A 24,380-nucleotide genomic window follows, 5' to 3' on the forward strand; every position below is an offset into this window, starting at 1 on the left:
CGCGGCCAGGTCGGCACGGACCGCACCCTGTGAACGTTCTCAGCGAATTCCTAAACAGAACTGTTTTGCCTACCTAGCAGCCCGTGGCAGACTGGGCCACATGTTCAGCGCTTCTCCGCATGCCCGGATCGGCTGCCGATCCGATATCGTGACGGTGCGTACGATTTATTGCGCGCTCCCGGGGGGATCAGGTACCGCCCATCGGGAAAGTTTCAGGGTGACGGAACAGATCGGGTAACAGGCCGTTCGGTTTGACCGATCCAAGTTCTGACACGAGGAGATGAATGATGAGCACCCCCGCTACGACCACGGGCTCCGATTCGGCCTTGCCGCAATCCGAAGCCGAGATCGACAAGCTCCGCCTCGAGATCGACCAGCTCGACGCCACGATCCTTGCCGCGATCAAACGCCGCAGCGAAATTTCCCGGATCATCGGCCGCACCCGCATGGCTTCCGGCGGTACGCGCTTGGTCCACAGCCGCGAGATGAAGGTGCTCGAGCGCTTCAGCGAGCTCGGCCAGGAGGGTCACACCCTCGCCATGCTCCTGCTCCGCCTCGGCCGCGGCCGCCTCGGCCGCTAGACAACCCCACAAACCACGCGGCGGACCAGCCAGTTCGCCGCTGCCAAAAAGCCGCCCCGGGTGCGACACCATCCCCGGGGCGGTTATTTTTGTCCCGACTCAGGTCAGGGCGATGTATTTGGTGTTCAGATATTCCTCGATGCCCTCGGTGCCGCCCTCGCGACCGAAGCCTGATTCCTTGACGCCGCCGAACGGGGCCGCAGGGTCGGAGATGACGCCACGGTTGACGCCGACCATGCCGCTCTCCAGCGACTCCGAGATGCGAAGCGCCCGGTCGAGGTCGCGGGTGAAGACGTAGCTGACCAGCCCGTATTCGGTGTCGTTGGCGGCGGCGACGCCCTCGTCCTCGGTATCGAAGGCGACGATCGGGGCCACCGGGCCGAACACCTCCTCGCGCAGGATGCGGGCGGCCGGCGGAACATCGGCCAGGATCGTGGCCGGGTAGTACCAGCCAGGGCCGCCGGGGGCCTTGCCGCCGATCAGCACTCGCGCGCCAACGGAAACGGCGTCATCGACCAGGTCGCTCACGATCTCGCGCTGGTCCTCGCTCACCAGCGGGCCGAGGGTGGTCGCGGAGTCGGTGCCCGGACCCATCACGACGGTGTCGGCCATCGCGGCGACGAACTTCTCGGTGAACTCGGCGACCACGCCACGCTGCACATAGAACCGGTTGGCCGCGGTGCACGCTTCGCCGCCGTTGCGCAGCTTCGCCTGCATCGCACCGGCCACGGCGGCGTCGATATCGGCATCGTCGAATACGACGAACGGCGCGTTACCGCCCAATTCCATGGACGTGCGCAGCAACCGGTTCGCGGACGCGGAGACCAGTTTCTTGCCGACTTCGGTGGAGCCGGTGAAGGTGAGCTTGCGCAGCCGCGGATCGTCGATCAGCGGACTCGTGACAGCCCCGGAACGCTGGGTGGTGACCACCGACAGCACCCCGTCGGGCAGGCCGGCTTCGCTACAGAGCTTGGCCAGCGCCAGCATGGTCAGCGGGGTCGCCGAGGCGGGTTTGACGATCATCGTGCAGCCGGCCGCCAGCGCCGGCCCGATCTTGCGGGTGCCCATCGCCAGCGGGAAATTCCACGGCGTGATCGCCAGGCACGGCCCCACTGGCTGCTTGGCGACCATGATCCGGCCCGTCCCCGACGGCGCGTTCAGATATCGCCCGTGAATGCGCACCGCCTCCTCGCTGTTCCAGCGGAAGAACTCGGCGCCATAGCGCACCTCATTGCGGCTCTCGGACAGCGCCTTGCCCATTTCGAGTGTCATCAACAGCGCGAATTCCTCCGCCCGCGCGGTCAATTGCTCGAACACCGTTCGCAGGATTTCGCCCCGCTCCCGCGACGGCGTCGCCGCCCACGCCTCCCCCGCCGCGACGGCCGTGTCGAGTGCCCGCATCGCGTCCTCGGGAGTCGCGTCGGCCACCTGCGCGAGCACCGTCCCGTCGGCCGGATTGCGCACGTCGAAAGTCCCACCCCCGGTGGCCTCAACAGGTCCGGAGCCGATCCACAAACCCCTGGGTACGAATTCGAGTACGTCGCGTTCAGACACCATGAGCCCAGCCTAAGCCCGCTGCCCCGGCCAACACCTCGAACCTGCGAACACACGCGGCGCCCCTCGATGGCCAACGCGGTACCCTCGGGTCGTGAGCAGCGACATCACCGAGTCTTCGGCCTGGCAGGCACTGCGCAGCAATCACCGCACTGTTGCACCGATGCATCTACGACAGCTGTTCGCCGATGACCCGGCACGCGGCCGCGAGCTGACGCTGCAGGTAGCCGACCTGCACATCGATTACAGCAAACATCGGGTGACCCGCGAAACCCTGCGCCTGCTCGTCGATCTCGCGCGCACGGCGGGTGTGCCGCAACGCCGTGACGCGATGTATTCCGGTCAGCACATCAACACCTCCGAGGACCGGGCGGTCGGGCATATCGCCCTGCGCCTGCCGGTCGGCGACCAGCTCTGGATCGACGGCACCGACGCCGACGCCGAGGTGCACGACGTCCTGCGCCGGATGGGCGAATTCGCCGATTCCGTGCGCTCGGGTAAGTGGCGTGGCGCTACCGGCGAACGCATCGAGACCATCGTCAATATCGGTATCGGCGGCTCGGATCTGGGCCCCGACATGGTGTATCGCGCGTTGCGCCACTATGTCGACGCGGGCATCGACGCGCGTTTCGTCTCGAATGCCGATCCCGCCGATCTGGTCGCCAAGCTCACCGGACTCGACCCGGCGACCACCCTGTTCATCGTCGCGTCCAAGACGTTCTCGACGCTGGAAACCCTCACCAACGCGACCGCCGCGCGCCGCTGGCTGGTCGACGCGCTGGGCGAGGAAGCGGTCGCCAAGCATTTCGTCGCGGTGTCGACGAACGCGGAACGGGTGGCCGACTTCGGGATCGACACCGACAATATGTTCGGTTTCTGGGATTGGGTCGGCGGCCGCTACTCGGTGGATTCCGCGATCGGCCTTTCGGTGATGGTGACCATCGGCAAAGAGCGGTTCGCCGAGTTCCTCAGCGGAATGCACGCCATGGACAAGCATTTCGCGACCGCGCCGCTGGAAGAGAACGCACCGGCGCTGCTGGCGATGCTCGGCATCTGGTACTCGAATTTCTTCGGCGCGGAATCCCGTGCAGTACTGCCCTATTCGAACGATATGGCCCGATTCCCCGCCTATCTCCAGCAATTGACGATGGAGTCCAACGGTAAGTCGGTGCGCGCCGACGGCACCCCGGTGACCTCATCGACCGGCGAGATCTTTTGGGGCGAGCCGGGTACCAACGGTCAGCACGCCTTCTACCAGCTCCTGCATCAGGGCACGCGCCTGGTCCCCGCCGACTTCCTCGGCTTCGCCAGGTCCACCGACGACCTGCCGACCCGCGACGGCACCGGCAGCATGCACGACATCTTGATGAGCAACCTGTTCGCGCAGTCGAAGGTGCTGGCATTCGGCAAGACCGCCGAGGAGATCCGCGCCGAGGGCACCGACCCGGAACTGGTGCCGCACAAGGTGATGCCGGGCAACCGGCCGAGCACCACGATCCTGGCGGCCGAACTCACGCCGTCGGCGCTGGGTCAGCTGATCGCGCTTTACGAGCACCAGGTGTTCGTCGAGGGCATCATCTGGGGTGTCGACAGTTTCGACCAGTGGGGTGTCGAGCTGGGCAAACAGCAGGCGCTGGCCCTGATGCCGTTGCTCAGCGGGCCGGAAAAGCCGGTGTCAGTGGGTGATTCGTCGACCGACGAGCTCATCGACTGGTATCGGGCGCACCGCCGCTGATCTCGTCGGTTAATAGACAATGGGGCGGACAGACCCTGCTACCCCACTACCGTCGCAATACAATCGAAGTGTGAGAAAACCGTGGGGCGATTTCGGCGTCGATGAATGGCTGTGGACACAGATCCGCAACCCGCGACCGAGCCTCGTAACGCCAGTCCCGGTGGTCGATCTGCCCGGGTGCGCTGCGGGCGAAGTGTCATCGCGGCGTTGGCTCAACTGGAGACAGGCGAACGCCGTCAGTGCGTTCGCGGTAGGGTTGACTCGTGAAATCGTGACGGCCTTAGGGCAGGAAGGTATTACGCCCACCGAAACCTGGCTGCACCAAGAAGCCAGGGCAATCAGCTGGGGTGGACGCAGGCGAATGTGCGACCCGCACGGCGACTACAACGGCTTCACCGTCGTGACTTCGGTGAAGTTCCCGAAATACAGTCTCAGCTCCTACAAACTGGACAGCATAATCGTGCCGCCGATCTACACCCGGTACCCAATCTCTGAGACCTGTACCGGACACATCGACAGTTCGATACCCGGCCCCTATGGATTTCGCACGGGAGTGGGATTCCCGCTGCATGGCAAACGGTACGATCTCCTCTGCATCGGTTCCGCTGGCTACTACTACCGCTACCGCGGAAGCGGCGCCTACCCTGGCCGCTACATCGGGAACTGGCCCCTGGACCCCGCCGATGAGCGCGAACCGCTCGTATACCCGGACAAACCACGAACCACCATGCCCGCACGGCGTCACATTCCCGCAATCGCCGAATACACCCTGGCCGAAGTGACTCGCTGGAGCGAGTTCCTCGGCTGCCAACTGGGCGATGCAACCGCCGGCTGGCAGTTGGACTTCCGGGATGAGCCCACCGTCAAAGGTTATGAGACATACGTGATCTCGGCGCCTGTCACGCTCACCCTCACCGAAGCCGAAATCGGGCAACGCGCACTCCCCCACACCGCTGTGTCGGCCCCACTCAACGGAGTATCCCGCGAACCGCGACCCGGGAGTCATCGACGCTTGCCACTGGTTACCTTCACCGTCTTCAACGGCTTGCGGGCGGATATCAACGACCGCGATACTCCGGGTCAATTCGTCCTGACGGTCGCGAGCAATGGCTACCGGGCCGGTGTCGATCAGTCTTCTCTGCCGCCGAAACCGCTGAAGAAGGGCTGAGAAGTGAGCTTCAGGTGTGCCGTTGCCGCGGCGCGGATCCTGGACATCGCTGAACGTGCGTCCACCCGGGCCGCTCTCTCGGTGACGTAGACAACACTGGGTCCGCGGGGATTCTCGCCGACGAAGGGCAGCGGATCGAAGCCGTAGATCGTGGCGTGGTCGAGTGGGCCGAGCGCTGCCACGATCTTCCCGAAGGCCCTGCGCCAGTAGGTATCGCCGCTGACTTGCGAACTCAATCCCAAGACGAGCGCGCCGAAGTCGACCCCCCGCGCGATATGGACGACTTCGGGTGTGAGTGGGTCAATGCGGATCAGGTTGCCCATTTCTGCCTTGAAGCAGATGATTTGTCCGAACGCGGTCCGAAACAGCGGGAGCTGGCCTCCGCGGTGGGATTCCGGAAGGTCGAGTCCCGCCAGCCATTCGTCGACGATCGGTTGCCATTCGTGCGGGTCGCACACCCACAACAATCCCTTGTCGAAGCCGGCGAACCCGACCTCCCGCCAGAAGGTGTGCACGATGTCGGGCAGATCGCTGTACTCGTCGAAGTAGCTCTCCGGAACCGCCACCTGATCAAGCGGTTCGCCTGTCCAGCTGGTGCTCCACCGGGACAGGAAGTCGTGTACTTCCAGCGGGAGTTGCTTTCCGGTGGCGCCGAGCGCCGTCCACAGCTCGTCGAACTCGGTCTGGCGGGTGATGAACTGCCGCAGTTCCTCTCGTTCGTGCAGGTAGCAGATGACAACGTAGGGGATATAGACGCTGAATCCGTATTCGCCCTGCGAGGACGTGTAGTTGGTGGGGCCGACGCTCGAGGCTCGCACATAGTCCTTCACCGAGTCGTCCAGGCTGTCGATACGCGCATCGAAGTGGCGGTAGATGTACTCGTAGAACTCGGCGATCCTTGTGATCTCGTCCCAGCCCTCGCATTCGTCGATGAGTTCGCCGATCTCGAGGTAGTCGTACGGGTAGGCCATGAAGGCGAAGTCCTCCAGGTACCGGTAACGCCAGTCGTCGGGCATCGTCGAGAGGTCCGTCGGCAGACTGTTCAGCACGCGGCCGTGGCTCCACAGAACTTCCTCGTCGAATTGAGATATCTCGAAGTCGTCCATCATGGACAACATCGACCTCAGGAGGAGTTCGCGCACATCCGCGTACCCGTCGACGTGATCGGGGCAGCCCCGCAACAGGTCGTCGACCTGGTCCATCGAATCCTCGATTTCGCCGCTCCAGTCCATGTCGTCGCCCGAGGGAGCATCCGAATACTCTTCGGTCAACCGGCTCTCGAGAGTGTCGAACAACGTCACGACATCATCGGAGTACCTCGGTTCCGCAGCGATGTTCCACTCGATCTCATTCACCGACACGGTGTGCCCGGTCGATTCTGCGATGAGGTCGATGGCGGCGCGCTGGTATCCCTCCTCTACGGGCACCGTCTTCGCGAACCGTCTGGATTCTCCGGCAAGCTCGCGCGGGATGCGGACAAGGTAGTTCCTTCTACCCTGGATTCGGACGTGCACGCGATACATAACCCTCCCCTGTCCTCCAGTGTCACGTGGTGACGACCCTAGGCGGCGACCGCGTGCGACCGGGGACCGCTACCAGTAGCCGATCAAGCGCAACCTACTGCGCAGCAGTGTTCGCCGCGCTGAGCCTGCGGGTAACGCTGGTTGTGACAATAGTGGCCAGGGTGCCGATTACCACCAGGTCGAACACGATCTGGACCATCGTCGCGACGCGGGCCACCTGACCGACGGCGTGGACGTCGCCGTATCCGATGGTGCCGAGGGTGGACATTGTGTAGTACAACGCATCGGTGCGCGTCACCAGGCCGTCGAACTCGTCCGGATGTAGTTGCTGCAGCCGGTAGTAGAACAGCGAGAACACCACACAGACGACACATACGACAAGCAGGACACCATCGACCCGTCCGCCCGCCGTCGCCGGCGCTTTCAGGAAATGCTCGATCCGCCGCCACACCAGCCACACCAGTCCGACGACGCCCGCGATGAAGCTGACCACCCCGAACACCCGCCCCGGCCAGGCATCGAGCTGGAACGCCCAGCTCATCGGCACGCTGTAGTAGAGCAACAGCGCGCACACCGCCGCCGCGCCGTTGCGCAACGCGTGCCCTGGCACCGATACCCGTCGACGTCGCGTCATCGCTCCATGATTGCCTGGTGACGCCGAATTTCGTGGCGCACGCGCCGACTGCGCGACCGCCACTGCCGAGTCACCTCAGCTGAACCGGTATCCCTGCCCCACCGCCGCGAGCACCAGGTCGGCTCTGTCCCAGCTCGCGGCGACGAGGTCGGCGTTGCGCAGATCGCTGCCCGTCACCTTCTCGCTCGCCTGAGCCGGTGTCCGCGTGCAGGCGACGTGCCGGTCGAGCAGTCGCTCGGTGAGGATCGATCGCGGCGCGTCCAGGTACCAGCACGCGTCGATTGACGTCCTCCCCGGCCTGAAACCCGGGGATTCCTACCAGCGCCCGGACGGGGCGCTCTCGGTGGGTTCCTGTTTCACAGGGACTCGCCTACCGCTACGCGGCAGGACTTACCGTCCCTCCGCAAGCGTTTAACCACTCCGCACGTCCTGCGGCGTGAATATTCATCGCGGCATTGAGATCCCGGTCGTGGACAGTGCCACACACGCACATCCACTCGCGCACATGCAACGGCTTCTTGCCACTGACCACCCCGCACACCGAACACAACTGAGACGACGGGAAGAACCGGTCCACCTTCGAGAAAACCCGACCGTACCGGGCCGCTTTCTCCTCGAGCATGCGAGTGAACATGCCCCACCCAGCATCATGGACCGACTTCGCCAACCGGGTACGCGCGAGACCTTTCACACACAAATCCTCGACGAACACCGCTTGGTTGTCGCGGATGATCATCGTGGACTGCTTATGCGCCCAATCCCTGCGCGTATCAGCCACTCTCGCATGCGCCCGAGCGACCTCGACACGCGCCTTTGCCCGGTTCTTGCCACCCTTCTCCTTGCGGGACAACATTCGTTGTGCCTTGCCGAGCTTGCGTTCCGCGCGGCGCAAGAACCTCGGGTTGTCGATCGTCTTGCCGTTCGACAACACCGCGAACGTCGTCAAACCCAGATCGATACCGACCTCGGAATCCGACACCGGCAACGGCTGCTCGTCCACCTCCACCACGAACGACGCGAAATACCGGCCTGCCGCGTCCTTCACCACGGTCACACTCGACGGATCCGATGGCAGATCCCGCGACCAGCGAACCGAAACATCACCGATCTTCGGCAACCGCAACTTTCGGCCGGCCGTGACCGCGAATCGGGCGTTCTTCGTGAACCGGATAGCCTGCCGATTGTCCTTGCGAGACCGGAAACGCGGTGGCGCGACCTTGCCGCCCTTCCGCGTGCCGGTGACCGAGCCGAAGAAGTTGCGGTACGCGGTATTCAGGTCGGCTAGGGCCTGCTGCAGCACCACCGCCGACACTTCTGCCAGCCACAATCGTTGCGGGGTCTTCTTCGACTCCGTCAACAACTTCGACAGCTCCGCATCACTAACCCGGCGACTCTCCCGGAACGCCTGCTGCCGGATGGCCAGGGCGTCGTTGAACACGACCCGGGCACAACCGAATGCTTGCGCCAACGACTGCTGCTGCCCCACCGTGGGGTAGAGGCGGAAGTTATATCGCAGCTGCATAACCGACAGTGTGGCACCGGGGTAGGACAACAAACCGGCCACCGGGAATCACCTGGTCGCGAAAGCTATGCAGGACCATCGCGTTCAGGGCACACCCGGCCTTGGCGGGCCTCCCGCGTGGGCATTCACCACCCCCTCAAGGCGGCGCACTGGCGCACAGCGGGTAGCCCGCGCACCTCAGCCCAGCCGGGCGCATCGGCGTCGGTACAGCAGGTAATTCCCTTCGACGATGACAACGCGTTCGTCACACACGACCACACCACCGTCGGTCGGCTCGTCGATCGCCCGATCGAACAGCGGCCACGGCACCGGCGCTCCGACCGGCGTTTCCCGCAGCAACCGCAGGTCCGCGACGAAACCGGCCGCGTCGAAGGTATCCGGCTCGCCCTTGCGTGCCAACGCGTTCCGCGCCCTGAGCACAGCATTGCGTAGGTGGTAGCCGTCCATCGGTGCGACGACGGCAGGGCGCCCGGACGTGCTCAGCTCGGCGCGAAGACGCTGCGCCAGTGTCGATTTCCCAGCGCCCGGCGGACCGGCGATCCCGAGCAGGAACCGCTCACTACGCACCGGAACTCGCTGCGCCAGTTCGCCCACCGACAGCACCCCGCTCGCCCAGGTCACCGCCCTACCTTACCGACGAGCTCCGATGAGCCCGCCCGACGTCACTGCACGTCGACGAACCCGCGCTCGAGGATCGCGCCGGTGTCGACGCCGACGGGCAGGGTGCCGAAGGCGATGCCCCAGTCGCCGCCGAGGCGCGTCGCGCAGAAGGCGTCCGCGACGGCGGCGTGACCGTGGCGCACCAGCTGGGCGCCTTGCAGGACCACAGCCATCAGTTCGACGACGCGACGGGCGCGGTATTCGATGTCGGACAGATCGGTGAGTTCCTTGCCGACGCGGTCGATCGCGTCGTCGAGGCGCGAATCGGCACCGCGGGCCAGACCGACCTCGGCGAAGTACGCCTCGACCGTCTCGGGCTGACGTCCCATGGCGCGCAACGCATCCAGCGCCGCCACATTGCCCGAACCCTCCCAGATCGACATGAGCGGTGCCTCGCGGTACAGCCGCGGCATGCCCGATTCCTCGGCGTATCCGTTGCCGCCCAGGCATTCCAGCGCTTCGGCGGCGTGCGCGGGAGCACGCTTGCAGACCCAGTACTTGGTGATGGCCAGGGCGATCCGGCGTAGTGCGGCCTCCGCCGGGTCGCTGCCCGCGCGGTCGGTGGCACCGGCCAGCCGCATCATCACCGTGGTCGCCGCATCCGATTCGATGACGAGGTCGGCGAGCACATTGCGCATGGCGGGCTGGTCGATCAGCTTGGCGCCGAAGGCTTCTCGGTGCCTGGCGTGATGGATCGCGCTGACCGCGCCGAGTCGCATGCCGGTGGCCGAGCCGATCACACAGTCGAGGCGGGTCATGTTGACCATCTCGATGATCGTCTTCACACCCGCACCCTCGGCACCGACGAGCCAGCCGGTGGCGTTCTCGTACTCGATCTCCGAGGAGGCGTTGGACTTGTTGCCCAGTTTGTCTTTCAGCCGCTGGATGCGGATGGGGTTGCGGGTGCCGTCGGGCAGCACGCGCGGCAGCAGGAAACACGACAGGCCACCGGGGGCCTTGGCGAGGGTGAGGAACATGTCCGACATGGGCGCCGAGGTGAACCACTTGTGCCCGACGATGCGGTACGCGCCATCGGGTTGCGGGGTGGCGGTGGTGGTGTTGGCCCGCACGTCGGAGCCGCCCTGCTTCTCCGTCATCGACATGCCCGCGATGAGCCCGGCCTTGGTCGAGGGCTCGCGCAAGCCGAAATCGTAGGTGCGCGAACCGAGTAGCGGCTCGAAGCGCGCGGCCAGCTCGGGATTGTGGCGCAACGCGGGCACCACCGCGTACGTCATCGAGATCGGGCACATGTGTCCGGCATCGGCGACGCCCCAGGTGAAGAACTTGGCGGCGCGAGCGGTGTGCGCGCCGGGCCGCTCGTCCAGCCACGGCGAACCGTGCAGACCGTGCGCCACCGCGACATTCATCAGGTCGTGCCAGTGCGGGTGGAACTCCACCTCGTCGACACGATTGCCCCAACGGTCGTGGGTGCGCAGCACCGGCGGGTACTCGTTGGCCAGCCTGCCCCACTCCTGGGCCTCGAAACCGCCTGCCAGCGCACCGAGTTCGCGCACCTCCGCTTCGGCCCAGCCCGCTCCTTCGCGGTGCAGGCCTTCCAGCAGCGCGGGGTTGCGCGCGGCATCGAAGGGGATCAGCGGTGGCGCCTGGTTGAACACTTCGTGGGTCGGCATGTCGTGGTAACTCCTTCGACTACAGCGTTTCCGGGCGCGCACCGAGTGCACGCACGGCGAAAGCGACCAATTCGGGGATGACGGTCTCGGCGTGCGGTGCGGCGACCAACGGGCCGACGAGCACCTCGCCGATCGCGCCGACAAGAGCAGCGGCGGTGAGGCTCGGGTCCTGCGCGGGCAAGCGACGTTCGGCGACACCGTGCGCGATAGCGGTCTCGAACGACGCGGCGAACGCCCGCCGAAATTGCAGCCGTTGTGTATCCACGGCGGCGTCGACGGGCTCGGCCAGCAGCACATAGGCCAGTTTTGGATTCTTCAGCGCACGGCCGGCGAAAGTCTCCACCGCAGCGGTGACCCGACCGACCGCGTCACCCTCGGCCACCGCGGCCCGTACCGCGTCGACCTCGCGGGCGACCACCGTCTCGAACACCGCCGCGACCAGCTCGGCCTTGTTCTCGAACTGCTTGTACACGGTGCCGGTCGCGATCCCCGCCTCGGCGGCGACCGCGGCCATCGACAGCCCGGCGAACCCGTCACGCGAGAGCACGCCGGTGGCACCCTGCACGATCAGCGCCCGTTGCGCGTCGAGCCGGGCCTGCACGGCCGGGGTCCTGCGGTACACCATGTGAAGAAGTGAAGCACAAATTCACCCCTTCACACAAGGGCACCGGGTCCGTATGGTCGAGGAATGGAACAATCAACCGGGCAGCCGACCTCACTCCCCGTGCGCGTCGAGCACACGGGCCCGGTCACGACGGTGATCCTGAATCGCCCGCAGGCCCGCAACGCGGTGGACGGCCCGACCGCTCGCGCGCTGGTGGAGGCCTTCCGCGCATTCGACGCCGACCCCACCTCCTCGGTGGCCGTGCTGTGGGGCGAACACGGCACCTTCTGCTCCGGCGCCGACCTCAAGGCCCTCGGCACCGAGAACAGCAATCACGCCACCGAAGACGGTGACGGCCCGATGGGTCCGACCCGGCTGCGCCTGTCCAAGCCGGTGATCGCGGCGGTCGCCGGGTACGCCGTGGCGGGCGGGCTCGAACTTGCCCTGTGGTGTGATCTGCGCATTGCCGAGCAGGACGCCACTTTCGGTGTCTTCTGCCGCCGCTGGGGCGTCCCACTGATCGACGGCGGCACCGTGCGCCTCCCGCGCATCGTCGGCGAAGGTCGCGCACTCGACATGATCCTCACCGGCCGCCCGGTGAGCGCGCCCGAAGCGCTGCAGATGGGCCTGGTCACCCGCGTTGTCCCCGTCGGCGATGCCCGCCGTGTCGCCGAGGAGCTGGCTACCCAGCTCGCCGCACTCCCCCAAACCTGTCTGCGCACCGACCGTGCCGCCCTGTACGACCAGTACGGCCACCCCGAGGAAGAGGCGCTGCGCGTCGAATTCCGGCACGGCATGACGGCCCTGTCCGGCGGCGCACTCGACGGGGCCGCCCGTTTCGCCGCGGGCGAGGGCAGGCACGGTAGCGCCGACCACCGCTGATGGACCACCTCACCGTCGTCGACGAAATCTTCCTGCGCACCCATCGCGGCATGGGCACCCCCATCGCCCTGCAGGGTCTGTGGCGCACCCCCGATGCGATGGAACCCGCTCTTCTGCAGGCGATTCACGACCGCCTGCGCGTCGGTCACCTCGGCCGCAGAGTGGTCAACCCCCGAGTCCCCGGCGCCCGTCGCACCTGGCGGCCCAACACCAGAGCTCATCCACTCGACGTCGCCATCGGCCCACTTCGCGAAAGCGAGATCCTGCCATGGGCCGACACCCTCGGCACCGACCTCGACCCGGAAAACGGCCCTGGCTGGCGCCTGTCCGCCGCGCGCCTTCACGACGGTGGAACCGTTGTCGCCCTGACCTGTTCGCATGCATTGGCGGACGCACGTGGCTTGATCCACGCCATCACCGCCGCCCTTCGATCGCTCGAATCCACCGCCTCGGCAGAGCTGGCAGGAGCCGAGTTCGGCCCCACGCGTGACGACGAACTATGGAGTCGCACAACGCATTCAGAGTGGGCAGACGCGGTCTCCCAATGGACCACCATCTTCGGCGGCACCGCACGCGCGCTGCACCAAAAGCTTGCTCGACCGCTAGTATCGCCCGCACCGGACTTTTCCCCTGATCGCACCTTCCGCGAAGCCGTGCCCGTCCCTGTGTCGAGCGGCGCCGTGCCGACATCGCGGAAACCCCAGTCATCGCAGGCCGACATGAGCGACCGACACCTGCGGCCGCTCCTGCTCACCTTCGATGCCACCCACTGGGACACCACCGCGATCACCCTCGGCGGAACTCCGAACAGCCTGTTCATCCATTTGATGGCAAACATCCTGTGGCAGACCGGTTTCCCGAAACCTACGATCACCGCGAGCCTTCCGGTGGACACCCGTGACGAACCCCGCGTAGACAACGACCTCGCGATGACAGAGATCGCCATCGAACGCACCGACACTCCCGCGACAGTTCGCGACCGGGCAAAGGCCGCCTATCAACGCCGAATGTCCAGCCCCGTAGGCCTTCCTGAGGAAATCCTCCAGGTAGTCCCCGACCGCTGGGCCTACGCCCTCAGCAAAGGCGCGGGCGAACGAGACATCCTGTGCTCCAACATCGGCCACCTACCCGACGCCGTGCGCAAAGTCGGACCGCACCACTGCACCCGGGTAGCCGCACGCGCGATCCATCCTGACATCACCACCTTTCCCCGCACCCAACTCGCGGGCTACCTCTCCCACCTCGACGACACCTACACACTCGCCCTGGTCAGCCTCGCCGCCGACAACGATTCCCTCCCCGATGCCATCGACAAGGCCTGCGCGACAACCGGATTACGCCCTAGCCCCTGGTAGTCGGTCCATGGCGGGTTTCCGCGTCAGGGTGTCAGACCGAGCCGGGTGGCCAGCCACGGCAGCTGATCGCGCAGCCCATGCGCCCACAGCGCGAAGTTGTGTCCGCCCGGCAGAATCCGCAACCGCACGTCCATCCCCGCGTCTTTCGCCGCCTGATACATCCGCTCCACCTGCGGCCGGTACATCTGGTCATCGGCGCCGACAACGAACGCACCGGCGGAATTCGGGTACGTCCGCGACCGCAGCAGATCGAGCGGATTGACCCGCAGCAGCGCCTCGGTATCCCCGCCGAACGCGGCGTCCACCGTGCGCTGCCGGTCGCCCAGTGTCGGCTCGTCCTGCCCGGAGAGGTCGAGGAAGGTGGGATAGACCTCGGGATAATTGGTGGCCAGTTGCAGCGCGCACGTGCCGCCATACGAGAGCCCACCCACCGCCCAAGATCGCGGATCCGGATCGATCTGCAGATTCGCCCGCGTCCAGGCAGGCACGTCGACGGCCAGGTAGGTGGCGACATTGCCCAGCGCGGAATCCAGGCACAGCGGGTTCGCCAGCTCGGAACCGGTCCCGTCGGCCACCACGACCACCGGCGCGAGCCCGTTGTGCGCGCGGGCGAAGGAGTCCATGGTCTCGGCCAACTGACCACCGACGAACCAGTCCTGCGGCGCGCCCGGCTCACCGGCGAGCAGCACCAGCACCGGCAGCAGCGGACGCGGATCCGCGAAATAGGCAGGCGGCAAATAAATCTGGGCATCGCGAGCGGCGAACCCGGACGCGGTCGGCGGCACCGTCGCGGTCAGCACCCGCCCGCCGTCGGGCAAACCGCCGGGCGCCTGCCATGCGGGCTCGAGCGGCCGCGCGCTGATCACCTGCTCGCGCCCGGTCAGCTCACCGGCCTCGACCCGATCGACCTGTTCGACCCCGAGCACCGCGCCCACTGTCGGATACGACGCGTACACCAGGTTGATCCGCACACCCACCGCGACCAGCACGGCAACGGCCGCAAGCACGGTCACCACCCCGGTCCACACGCTGCGGCGAACCAGAATTCGTGGCACCACCAACAGCACCGCGGCCACCGCGATCCCGATCAGCACGTACACCGACACCGCGATCGGATCGGGAAACGGCCGCCACACCTCCTCCACGACCAGATACAGCGCCACGGTCGCCACCACGGCGGACAGCACCACGATCGGCATGATCGTCGTGACATACCGTCGTACACGGGGTAACAGCAACCACACCGCACCCACGACGCCCAGTACCGTCAACGCCACCGGCAGCCATCCGGCGAGCAACGACAGATCGATGATTCGCGTCATCGCTGACCTCCACAGATGCCACCTCGACCGCCCTTGCGCGCGCATCACGGTCCCGGTACGGCCGCGATGACATACGGTACACAGAAGACCGCACCGAGCCGGTGCGGCGCACTCGCAGCAAAGGGTGGTTCTATGGACGACATCGCGGCTGCCACCGAACCTGCTCCCTCGCGCGGCCTCGCCTTGGCGCACACCGTGATCCGCCGGGTGCCGTTCACACTCGGCTTCCTCGTCGTGGTCGCGGTTCTCGGCCTCGCCACCGGCGGCCTCTGGCGCAGGCTCGACCAGCGTTCCTGGTTTCCCGATATCGCCTACGGCTGGCCCGCGCTGACCGAGGGTAAGTGGTGGACGCCGCTGTCAGGCTGGTTCTTCGGGCTCACCCCTTTCCAATATGTGTGCATGGCAATCATTTTCGCGGCTGCGGTCGGCTGGACGGAGTGGCGTCTCGGCACCGGGCGCACCGCCTCGGTCTGCCTGTCGGGTCAGTTGATCGGCGTCCTCGGCGCGTCGGTGACGGTCGGGCTGCTGGCGCACACCCACCTCGGCTGGGCCGACCGGCTTTCCGAGGTACGCGATGTCGGGTTCACCACCGCGGCGATCTCGGCGTTGGCCGCGGTCTCGGCGACCCTGCGATCCCCGTGGCGCCTTCGGGTGCGCGCCGTGCTGATGGCACACGTGGCGATCACCTTCCTGTTCGAATCGACCTTCGCCGATCTCATGCATCTCATCGCCGTCGCCGTGTGGCTGCCCGCGGGCGAAAAGCTGTTCAGCCGAACCGAACACGGCTTCTGGCCGCGCACTCGACGTGAGGTGCGCATGCTGGCCTTCGCCGGACTGCTGGTGATCGCCACGGCCTCGGTGGCGGTGTACTTCTTCCCCGCCAACAGCCTGCTCGGCCCCACCGAGAACGAACGCGGCTCGCTCTGGAGCACGATCCTCACGGTGGTGGTGATCGCGGTGGTCGCCGATCAGCTGCGCAAGGGCAGGCGCTGGGCATGGTGGGGCACCCTCGCCTACGGCCTGCTGCACGTGGTGCTCACGCTGGTGCTGCTCGGCGTGGCCATCGGCACCGACTACGAGACCACCGGCGCGCTGACCGTCGGCACCGCCCTGCTGTGGGCGGGCGAGGTGGCGCTGCTCTACGGCGGCCGCGGCGCGTTCCGGGTGCCGGTCCGGCGCAGGATCTCCGACGGCGCGCTCACCGGCACCGAACCCGGCGCCGCGGTGCGCGCCTTGCTCGCCCGCTACGGCGGCAGCACCATGTCGTGGATGACCACCTGGCCGGAGAACAAATACTGGTTCGCCGCCGACGGTGAACGGTGCGTCGCCTACCAGCGCCACGCGGGCACCGTCATCGTGCTCACCGATCCGATCGGTCCCGTCGACCTGCTCCCCGCCACCATCGCCGGGTTCACCGATCGCTGTGAAGCCGACGGACTCGTCCCGTGCCTGTTCTCCACTACGCGGGCGGTCGCCGATATCGCCGGCGAACTCGGGTGGCGCAGTGTGCAGATCGCCGAGGACACCATCGTCGACCTGCCCGAGCTGGAGTTCAAAGGCAAAGCCTGGCAGGACATCCGGTCCGCGATCAACCGGGCGACCAAGGAGGGTATCGAGTTCCGCCTCGTCGAACTGGCCGACCAGCCGTTCGCGGTGATCGAGCAGGTACGCGCGATCTCCGAGGAGTGGGTAGGCGAAAAGGGGCTGCCGGAAATGGGATTCACGCTCGGCGGCGTGGAGGAAGCCATGGATCCGGCCGTGCGGGTCGGGCTGGCGATCGATGCCGAGGGCAGCGTGCACGGCGTCACCTCCTGGCTGCCCGTCTACGGCCCCGGCGACGAGATCCGCGGCTGGACGCTGGACGTGATGCGCAGGCGCCCCGACGGCTTCCGGCCGGTCGTGGAATTTCTCATCGCCTCGGCGTGCCGGGAGTTCAAAGAGGAAGGCGCCGAGATTGTTTCGCTCTCGGGGGCGCCGCTGGCGCGCAGTGCGGGCACCGATGGCGCCGAACCGATCGATCGTCTGCTCGAAGGGCTCGGCGCCGCGATGGAACCGTATTACGGCTTCCGGTCACTGCATTCGTTCAAGGCCAAGTTCCAGCCCCGCCACGAGCCGGTGTACCTGTGCTATCGCGACGAGGCGGACCTGCCCCGCATCGGCATCGCTCTGACCAAGGCGTACCTGCCCGAAGTCTCGGCAAAGGACCTGATGGTTCTCGGGGCGGCGGGAAAATAGCACCGGCGCTCACACGCCGATCGGCGCGGCTCAGTTCACCGGCGGTCGATCAGGGATCTCAACTCACCGGCATCGCGCTCGGCGTCACCCGCGCGAGCACGTCAGCGGGCAGGTCGATGCCCGGCTCGAGGTTGTCGGCCGGGATCGGCTCGCCCCAGACCTGCCGCAGCGGCAGCACACCGGCCCACACCCCGCCGGTCGCGATGTCGCCCTCGTCGTCGTTCGGCCCGCCCGAGCGCACCTTCACCGACGCCTCGGTGAGGTCGAGCGCGAGCACCATCGTCGCCGCCATCTCCCTGCGGTTGGGCGGGCGCACCCGATCCCAGGCACCGGGCGCGGCGTGCTCGACGATCACCCGCAGGGCGTTGTCGCGCTCGGCTTCGTCGGTGACCAGTACCGCCCTGCCCCGAATCACCGCGCAGCGGTAGTTCATCGAGAAGTGCATGGCCGAGCGGGCGTACACCAGCCCGTCCACGTGGGTCACGGTGAGGGAGATATCGGTGTCGATCGCGGCGCGCAGATTGCCGGCTCCGGTGGATCCGTGCAGGTAGAGGGTGTCGCCGACGCGCCCATAGATGGTGGGCAGCACGACCGGCGACCCACCGAGCAGCACGCCGAGGTGGCAGAGAAGACCCGCGTCGAGCACCGCGTCGAGTGCGGCGCGATCGGTGGCGCCGCGTTCCTTGGCGCGGGTCAGCGTGGTGCGCGGGGTGGGCGACAGGGGGTTGCGGTTGACGTCGTGCGTGCTCATAAGGTGAGCTTCGCCGAAGAAGTGGACCGTGTGGAGGTCCAATTCAATAGAAGTTCAACAGGCCAATTCGAGGTGGACGATGCTCGACGACCTTCCGATTCCACTCGACCGGACCGCCCCCGTACCGCTGTCGGCGCAGGTGGCCGATGCCCTGCGCGCCGCCGCGACCGACAGGGTGCTGCGCATCGGCGACCGTTTGCCGTCCTCGCGCGCCCTGGCACAGCGACTCGGGGTGAGCCGGACCGTGGTGGCAGGCGCCTACGACCAACTGCACGCGGAAGGCTGGCTGACCGGCCGACACGGCTCCGGCACCTTCTTGAGCACCGCCCCGGCCACCGCACCGCCGAGCACCGGCGCGGGCCACAACACCGACCCCGACGCGGGCCTGCTCGATCTCGGCCCCGGCGCACCGTGCGCCGAAGCGGTCGACTCCGCCGCATGGCGCCGGGCCTGGCGCGCGGCAGGCGACCAGGCTCCCGAGGCCCGCAAGAACCGTGCGGGCGAACCGGACTTCCGGGCGGCGGTCGCCGATCACCTGTTGCGCCATCGCGGACTGGCCGCCGGGGCCGGATCGGTGGTCCTTGCCACCGCCGGTACCAGCGCGGCGGTGGGTGAGCTCGCCACCGCGCTGCTCCGCCCCGGCGACACCGTGGCCATCGAGGACCCCGGCTACCTGCGAGCCGTCGGCGCGTTGCGTGCCGCGGGGATCGAGGTTGTCCCGGTGCCCGTCGACGCAGAAGGTTTGTGTGTCGACCGAATCCCGTCCGGTGTCCGCGCGGTGTATTGCACACCGGCACACCAGTTCCCGCTCGGTGCGATGATGCCCGCGTCCCGCCGGGTCGAGCTCATCGAATTCGCCAGAAGAACCGCTACTTTCATCATCGAAGACGACTACGACGGTGAATTGCGTTACGACACAGCCCCACTGCCACTGCTGGCTGCGATGGCACCCGACGTCGTCGTTCATCTCGGCACCACCAGCAAGATCATCGCCACCACCCTCGGCGTCGGCTGGCTCGTGGCCCGCCCCGGCATCACCGACGCCGTGCTCGCCCATCGCGCCGAGATCGGCAGTTCCCCGAGCCCCGCCGGGCAACGGATCCTCAGCGAATTCGCCCGCCACGGCGACCTGTCCCGGCACCTGCGCCGGCTGCGCCGGGTCGTGCCGCCCCGGCGCGCCCTGGTCGTCGACGAACTCGCCCGCCGTGGTGTGCCCGTCATCGGTGACGACGCGGGCTCGCATGTCGTCGTCGAGCTCCCCAACCCCGCCGCCGAACGCCACGCCGTCGACGCCGCCCGCGCGCGTGGTGTCCTCCTCGACGGCCTGGCCCGGCACCACCTCGCCGACCCACACCACTTCGGCGTCGCCATCGGCTACACCGCCCTGAACAGCGCCGACCTCGCCCGAGCCGTGCCCATCGCGGCCGACTGTCTCGCCGAAGCAGCTCGCGTAGCCGGCCCATCGCGGTCGTAGCATGGACCAGGAACCGGCACTACCCCTGGCGACTATCGAAGAGGTGAGCACATGACCGATCAGGACATTCTGGCGCGGATCAAAGAGCTGGTCGACGACGAGCACGCGCTGCGAGCCAAGGCCACCGCGGGCGAGATCGACCCGGTAGCCGAACGCAAGCAGTTGGCCGAGCTGGAAGTGATGCTCGATCAGGCATGGGATCTGTTGCGGCAGCGGCGCGCTCGCACCGGCTCCGGTGAATCACCCGACGACACCGGGATGCGTTCCCCCCATGAGGTCGAGGGCTATCTGCAGTGACCGAGGCCGAGTACGACGTCATCGTCATCGGCGCGGGCCCGGCAGGTGAGAACGCCGCCGCCTATGCCATCGCGGGCAGCGACCGGACCGCCGCCCTCGTCGAGCGGGAGCTGTTCGGCGGCGAGTGCAGCTATTGGGCGTGCATCCCCAGCAAGGCGCTGCTGCGGCCCGGCGCCGTCCTCGACCTCGGCGAGTCGATGCCGGGGGTGAGCGCGAGTGGCCCGCGGGTGGCCGACATACTCGCCCGCCGCGACTCCTTCGTGCACAACCACGACGACAGTTCCCAGGTCGAGTGGGCGACATCGGCCGGCATCGTGCCCGTTCGCGGCGCGGCGCGACTGATCGGCGAACGACTCGTCGAGGTCGATACCGAGGACGGCGTCAAGGTCCTGCGCGCCCGGCACGCGGTCGTCCTGGCGACCGGCACCACCGCCACCATCCCCGACATTCCGGGCGTGCGGGAGACCCTGCCATGGACCTCCCGTGACGCCACCAACCTGACCGTCGTCCCGCGCCGGGTCGCCATCATCGGTGGCGGTGTCGTCGCCTGCGAGACGGCGACCTGGCTGGCCGAACTCGGCGCCGAGGAGGTGACCCTGCTGGTCCGGGGCGACCGCCTGCTGCCACGCAGTGAGCCGTTCGCTTCGGAGCTGGTCCTGCGGGGTTTGCGCGACACCGGAAATGTCACGGTGCGGTTCCATACCGAACCCCTGCTGGTCTCGCGCCGCGATCCCGAAGACACCGGTGTCGGCCGCATCCACGGCGGTCCGGTCACCCTGGTGCTCGACGACGGCGAACTCGAGGTCGACGAACTCGTCGTAGCCACCGGCCGCACCCCCGCCACCTCGAATCTCGGCCTCGACGCCGTAGGACTGCCCGCGGGCTATATCGAGGTCGACGACCAGCTGACCGCGCGCGAGGTGCCCGGCGGCTGGCTCTATGCCGTCGGCGACGTCAATCACCGTGTGGCACTGACGCATATGGGCAAGTACCAGGCCAGAGTCTGCGGTGACGTGATCGCCGCCCGCGCGGCGGGCATAGCTCTCGACGGCACGCGGTTCACCGCGAGCGCCGACCACCAGCAGGTACCCCAAGTCGTCTACACCGCACCGGAACTCGCGGCCGTCGGCCTCACCGAACACGAGGCGCGCACCGCCGGACACGCGGTGGACACCGTCGAGCTCGATATCGACGTCGCGGGTTCCGCGCTCTCGCGCGGCGACTTCCACGGCCGTGCGAAGCTCGTGATCGACACCGCCGCCGACCGCATTCTCGGTGCCACCTTCGTCGGTCCCGACCTGGGTGAACAGCTGCACGCGGCCACCATCGCGGTGGTCGGGCAGGTGCCGCTGGACGCGTTGTGGAACGCGGTACCCGCCTTCCCGACCGTCAGCGAATTCTGGCTGCGGCTGCTGGAAGCCTGGCGCGAGAAGACTATTTGAGCAGCCGCGACATCCGCCGGTCGGCGAGCACCTTGCCGCCGGTCTGGCAGGTGGCGCAGTACTGGAACGACCGCTCCGCGTAGGACACCTCGCGCACAGCGTCCCCACACACCGGGCACGGCTGCCCGGTTCTGGCGTGAACCCGCATGCCCGAACGCTTTTCGCCTTTCAACCTGGCCGCGTCCTGGCCCACCGAACGATCGACCGCGTCGAGTAGCACCGTGCGCATGGCGGTGTACAACTGCGAAACCTTCTCCGCCGACATTGTTTTGGTGTTCGCGAACGGGGAGATCTTCGCGGTGTGCAGAATCTCGTCGGAATAGGCGTTGCCGATTCCGGCGAGCAGGGTCTGGTCCACGATCGCGGTCTTGATCCGCTGCGAGGTACTTTTCAGCAGCGCGGCGAATTCGTCCTCGGTCAGTCCGAGCGCGTCCGGTCCGAGCCGCGCGATGCCCGGCACCAGCTCCGGATCGTCGACGACATAGACCGCGAGCCGTTTCTTCGTGCCCGCCTCGGTCAGGTCGATCGCGGGCGTCGCACCATCGGGAGTGAAGAAATGCACGCGCAGCGCCAGCGGGCTCTTCCCACCCGGCTTGGGCGGCAATGGATTCGGCTCATCGATCCAGCGCAACCACCCACCGCGCGACAGATGGGTGATCAACCACAGTCCGCCACAATCCATTCCGAGGAATTTCCCCCACCGGCCCGCACCGGTGACATCCCGGCCGGACAGCGCGGTAACCGGCGGGTCGAAGGTCTTCACCGCGCTCAGGGCCGCCACGTCGACGCGGCCGACCACAGCGCCGACCGCATGATCCCGAAGGAACTGCGCCAACGCCTCTATTTCCGGCAGTTCGGGCACGGTTGCCAGTTTAGCGATCTATCGCGCGTCGGCGCGGGATCCATCAGCCCGCGCGGAGCAGATAAACGTCCATGATCCAGCCCTTTTCCGCGCGTAGTTCCGCGCGGCGGGCCACAATGTCGCGTTCGACCTCGCGCAAATTTCCCTCGATCAGGGTTTCGTCGGGCATGCCGAGATAGGCGCCCCACCAGATATGGATATCGTCGCCGCCGACCTCGGTGAACGAGCATTCACCGTCGAGCATCACCACCGTCGATCCGGGACCGAGCCCTTCATCGCGCAGCCTGCGCCCGGTCGTGACGTGGACGGGTTCGCCGATCCGGTGCAGCACCATCCGGTGCCGGGCTGCCAGCGCGGCGATGCTGGTGACGCCGGGGATCACCTCGTAGCCGAAATCGGCGCGACCCCGCGCCAGCACGTGCTCGACCATGCGCAGGGTGCTGTCGTAGAGCGCCGGATCGCCCCACACGAGGATCGCGCCGATGCCGTCCACCTGGTCGAACGCGGCTTCGAGGAGTTCGGAGCGCCGTTCGTGCCAGTCCACCACGACACCGGCGTAGTCCGCGGGGGTGCGCTCGCGCGGCGGATCGGTGATCTCGATGATCCGGTGCGGCGTGTCGACGTGCTCGGCCAGGATCGTGGTGCGCACGTCGACCAGTTCCTGCTTCTCGGTGCCCTTGCCGATCACGAAGAAGGCCTCGGCCTTTCGCATGGCCTTGACCGCCTGCATCGTCACCTGGTCGGGGTCTCCCGCACCGATGCCGATCACGTAGAGCTTGCGCATAGCCGAACAGCTTGCCAGGTGCCGATCCGCCGAGCCGACCCCCGTAGAATCACCAGGCGTGGCCACCCCTGATACGCAGTACGAGGATCTGCTCCGGCACGTTCTGGAGCAAGGCACGCCAAAGGCCGACCGCACCGGCACCGGAACCCGCAGCATCTTCGGTCACCAGCTGCGCTACGACCTGGCTGAGTCCTTCCCGCTGATCACCACCAAGCGGGTCCACATGAAATCCATCGCCTACGAACTGCTGTGGTTCCTGCGCGGCGATTCCAATGTCTCCTGGCTGCGCGAACACGGCGTGACGATCTGGGACGAATGGGCCGACGCCAAGGGCGAACTCGGCCCCGTCTACGGCGTGCAGTGGCGCTCGTGGCCGACCCCCGACGGCACCCACATCGACCAGATCGCCCAGGTACTGCACACCCTGCGCACCGACCCCGATTCGCGCCGGATGATCGTGTCGGCCTGGAATGTGGCCGACCTGGACAAGATGGCGCTCGCCCCCTGCCACGCCTTCTTCCAGTTCTATGTCGCCGACGGCAAACTGTCCTGCCAGCTGTATCAGCGCAGCGCCGACCTGTTCCTCGGGGTGCCGTTCAATATCGCCAGCTACGCCCTGCTCACCCTGATGGTCGCCCAGCAGACCGAGCTGGAGCCGGGCGAGTTCATCTGGACCGGCGGCGACGTGCACATCTACGACAATCACCTCGACCAGGTTCGCGAGCAGCTCACCCGCGAGCCCTACCCCTTCCCGACGCTGCACCTGCGTCCAGCGACGAGCCTGTTCGATTACACCTACGAAGATATCGAGCTGTCCGGCTACCAACATCACCCTGGCATCAAGGCGCCGGTGGCGGTGTGAAGCAGATCGGCCTGATCTGGGCGCAGGCGAACGACCGGGTGATCGGCCTCGACAACACCATTCCGTGGCGTGTGCCCGAGGATATGGCCAATTTCCGCGACACCACCATGGGTCACCCGGTGATCATGGGCAGACGGACGTGGGATTCGCTCCCGGCGAGTTTTCGTCCGCTGTCCGGGCGCCGCAACATCGTGGTCACCCGCCAGACTGATTGGTCTGGCGACGGTGCCGAACGCGCCGCGTCGGTGTCCGACGCGCTGACCATGACCGACGAGTCGGACACCTGGGTCGCGGGTGGCGGCGAGATCTACCGCGCCGCGTTGCCCTTGGCGACGATCCTGCTGGTCACCGAGGTCGACACCACCGTGGCCGGCGACGCGTTCGCCCCGGTCATCGGCCCGGAATGGCATGCGGACGACACCCCGTGGCTGACCTCGAAAACCGGTCTGCGCTACCGCATTCGCCACTACACCCGCGACTGAGGAACACCTGGCCGACGGTC

Annotated in this window: 22 protein-coding genes; 11 read left to right on the forward strand and 11 right to left on the reverse strand. The window is 67.1% G+C overall.

The features are described 5' to 3' along the window. The first annotated feature begins 287 nt into the window (after window positions 1-287). Window positions 288-581, forward strand: coding sequence for a chorismate mutase (locus tag ACFXKN_RS12895; protein ID WP_056816138.1), 294 nt, complete (start codon window positions 288-290; stop codon window positions 579-581). 99 nt (window positions 582-680) lie between these two features. On the opposite strand, the gene ACFXKN_RS12900 is transcribed toward ACFXKN_RS12895, so the two are convergent. Continuing rightward, window positions 681-2,138, reverse strand: coding sequence for an NAD-dependent succinate-semialdehyde dehydrogenase (locus tag ACFXKN_RS12900; protein WP_379433006.1), 1,458 nt, complete (start codon window positions 2,136-2,138; stop codon window positions 681-683). 91 nt (window positions 2,139-2,229) lie between these two features. Between ACFXKN_RS12900 and pgi the strand changes: the two genes are divergently transcribed. Together pgi and ACFXKN_RS12910 are read left to right on the forward strand one after the other, a co-directional pair. After that, window positions 2,230-3,870, forward strand: coding sequence for a glucose-6-phosphate isomerase (pgi, locus tag ACFXKN_RS12905; protein ID WP_379433007.1), 1,641 nt, complete (start codon window positions 2,230-2,232; stop codon window positions 3,868-3,870). A 70-nt stretch (window positions 3,871-3,940) separates the two neighbouring features. Further along, window positions 3,941-5,038: a hypothetical protein gene (locus tag ACFXKN_RS12910; protein WP_378940861.1), complete on the forward strand. Its 1,098-nt coding sequence runs from the start codon at window positions 3,941-3,943 to the stop codon at window positions 5,036-5,038. On the opposite strand, the gene ACFXKN_RS12915 is transcribed toward ACFXKN_RS12910, so the two are convergent. From ACFXKN_RS12915 to ACFXKN_RS12940, 6 genes are all read right to left on the reverse strand, one after another. Continuing rightward, a complete protein-coding gene (locus ACFXKN_RS12915) occupies window positions 4,999-6,465 on the reverse strand; it encodes a GAD-like domain-containing protein (protein WP_378940863.1) in 1,467 nt (488 codons plus the stop codon). The two genes, ACFXKN_RS12910 and ACFXKN_RS12915, sit on opposite strands and share 40 nt — an antisense overlap. 190 nt (window positions 6,466-6,655) lie before the next feature. Further along, window positions 6,656-7,195 carry a potassium channel family protein gene (locus tag ACFXKN_RS12920; RefSeq protein WP_378940865.1) on the reverse strand — a complete coding sequence of 180 codons (540 nt, stop codon included), beginning with the start codon at window positions 7,193-7,195 and terminating at the stop codon, window positions 6,656-6,658. Between the two features lie 376 nt (window positions 7,196-7,571). Continuing rightward, on the reverse strand, window positions 7,572-8,717 hold the full coding sequence (locus ACFXKN_RS12925) for an RNA-guided endonuclease InsQ/TnpB family protein (protein ID WP_379433008.1): 1,146 nt from the start codon (window positions 8,715-8,717) through the stop codon (window positions 7,572-7,574). A 177-nt stretch (window positions 8,718-8,894) separates the two neighbouring features. Further along, entirely contained in the window at window positions 8,895-9,338 is a 444-nt protein-coding gene (locus ACFXKN_RS12930; protein WP_379433009.1) for a hypothetical protein, read from the reverse strand. A gap of 41 nt (window positions 9,339-9,379) precedes the next feature. Beyond that, window positions 9,380-11,008: an acyl-CoA dehydrogenase family protein gene (locus tag ACFXKN_RS12935; protein ID WP_378940871.1), complete on the reverse strand. Its 1,629-nt coding sequence runs from the start codon at window positions 11,006-11,008 to the stop codon at window positions 9,380-9,382. Window positions 11,009-11,027: 19 nt separating this feature from the next. Next, on the reverse strand, window positions 11,028-11,633 hold the full coding sequence (locus ACFXKN_RS12940) for a TetR/AcrR family transcriptional regulator (RefSeq protein ID WP_378940873.1): 606 nt from the start codon (window positions 11,631-11,633) through the stop codon (window positions 11,028-11,030). Between the two features lie 63 nt (window positions 11,634-11,696). Here ACFXKN_RS12940 and ACFXKN_RS12945 point away from each other — a divergent pair, with 63 nt between their 5' ends. Next, the gene (locus tag ACFXKN_RS12945) at window positions 11,697-12,494 is read left to right on the forward strand and encodes a crotonase/enoyl-CoA hydratase family protein (protein ID WP_379433010.1); all 798 of its coding nucleotides are present in this window, start codon (window positions 11,697-11,699) and stop codon (window positions 12,492-12,494) included. Continuing rightward, entirely contained in the window at window positions 12,494-13,849 is a 1,356-nt protein-coding gene (locus ACFXKN_RS12950; RefSeq protein ID WP_379433011.1) for a hypothetical protein, read from the forward strand. Before ACFXKN_RS12945 ends, ACFXKN_RS12950 begins: the two co-directional genes overlap by 1 nt. Window positions 13,850-13,872: 23 nt before the next feature. Here the strand turns inward: ACFXKN_RS12950 and ACFXKN_RS12955 are convergent, their stop codons facing one another. Beyond that, window positions 13,873-15,171, reverse strand: coding sequence for an alpha/beta hydrolase (locus ACFXKN_RS12955; protein WP_379433012.1), 1,299 nt, complete (start codon window positions 15,169-15,171; stop codon window positions 13,873-13,875). 132 nt (window positions 15,172-15,303) lie between these two features. On the opposite strand from ACFXKN_RS12955, the gene ACFXKN_RS12960 reads away from it, so the two are divergent. Further along, entirely contained in the window at window positions 15,304-17,406 is a 2,103-nt protein-coding gene (locus tag ACFXKN_RS12960) for a bifunctional lysylphosphatidylglycerol flippase/synthetase MprF (RefSeq protein ID WP_379433013.1), read from the forward strand. Between the two features lie 58 nt (window positions 17,407-17,464). Here ACFXKN_RS12960 and ACFXKN_RS12965 read toward each other — a convergent pair whose 3' ends face one another. Further along, entirely contained in the window at window positions 17,465-18,157 is a 693-nt protein-coding gene (locus ACFXKN_RS12965) for a pyridoxamine 5'-phosphate oxidase family protein (RefSeq protein ID WP_379433014.1), read from the reverse strand. Between the two features lie 79 nt (window positions 18,158-18,236). Between ACFXKN_RS12965 and ACFXKN_RS12970 the strand changes: the two genes are divergently transcribed. The 3 genes from ACFXKN_RS12970 to ACFXKN_RS12980 are packed head-to-tail and all read left to right on the forward strand — an operon-like array spanning window position 18,237 to window position 21,370. Beyond that, complete coding sequence (locus tag ACFXKN_RS12970) at window positions 18,237-19,631, forward strand: PLP-dependent aminotransferase family protein (RefSeq protein WP_379433015.1); 1,395 nt, start codon at window positions 18,237-18,239, stop codon at window positions 19,629-19,631. A 51-nt stretch (window positions 19,632-19,682) separates the two neighbouring features. Next, window positions 19,683-19,928, forward strand: coding sequence for a DUF2630 family protein (locus tag ACFXKN_RS12975; RefSeq protein WP_378940887.1), 246 nt, complete (start codon window positions 19,683-19,685; stop codon window positions 19,926-19,928). Further along, window positions 19,925-21,370 carry a dihydrolipoyl dehydrogenase family protein gene (locus ACFXKN_RS12980; RefSeq protein WP_379433016.1) on the forward strand — a complete coding sequence of 482 codons (1,446 nt, stop codon included), beginning with the start codon at window positions 19,925-19,927 and terminating at the stop codon, window positions 21,368-21,370. The genes ACFXKN_RS12975 and ACFXKN_RS12980 overlap by 4 nt, the downstream gene beginning before the upstream one ends. Here the strand turns inward: ACFXKN_RS12980 and ACFXKN_RS12985 are convergent. Both ACFXKN_RS12985 and cobF read right to left on the reverse strand, forming a co-directional pair. Next, window positions 21,363-22,232: an Fpg/Nei family DNA glycosylase gene (locus ACFXKN_RS12985; RefSeq protein WP_379433017.1), complete on the reverse strand. Its 870-nt coding sequence runs from the start codon at window positions 22,230-22,232 to the stop codon at window positions 21,363-21,365. The two genes, ACFXKN_RS12980 and ACFXKN_RS12985, sit on opposite strands and share 8 nt — an antisense overlap. 43 nt (window positions 22,233-22,275) lie before the next feature. Continuing rightward, window positions 22,276-23,016 (reverse strand): precorrin-6A synthase (deacetylating), encoded by a 741-nt coding sequence (gene cobF, locus ACFXKN_RS12990; RefSeq protein ID WP_378940893.1) that lies wholly within the window; start codon window positions 23,014-23,016, stop codon window positions 22,276-22,278. Between the two features lie 58 nt (window positions 23,017-23,074). Here cobF and ACFXKN_RS12995 point away from each other — a divergent pair, with 58 nt between their 5' ends. Both ACFXKN_RS12995 and ACFXKN_RS13000 read left to right on the forward strand, forming a co-directional pair. Next, a complete protein-coding gene (locus tag ACFXKN_RS12995) occupies window positions 23,075-23,878 on the forward strand; it encodes a thymidylate synthase (RefSeq protein WP_378928811.1) in 804 nt (267 codons plus the stop codon). Next, on the forward strand, window positions 23,875-24,360 hold the full coding sequence (locus ACFXKN_RS13000; RefSeq protein WP_379433018.1) for a dihydrofolate reductase: 486 nt from the start codon (window positions 23,875-23,877) through the stop codon (window positions 24,358-24,360). The genes ACFXKN_RS12995 and ACFXKN_RS13000 overlap by 4 nt, the downstream gene beginning before the upstream one ends. Window positions 24,361-24,380: the final 20 nt, after the last annotated feature.

Origin of the sequence: Nocardia sp. NPDC059195 (assembly GCF_042754695.1) — a bacterium.
Classification (GTDB): domain Bacteria; phylum Actinomycetota; class Actinomycetes; order Mycobacteriales; family Mycobacteriaceae; genus Nocardia.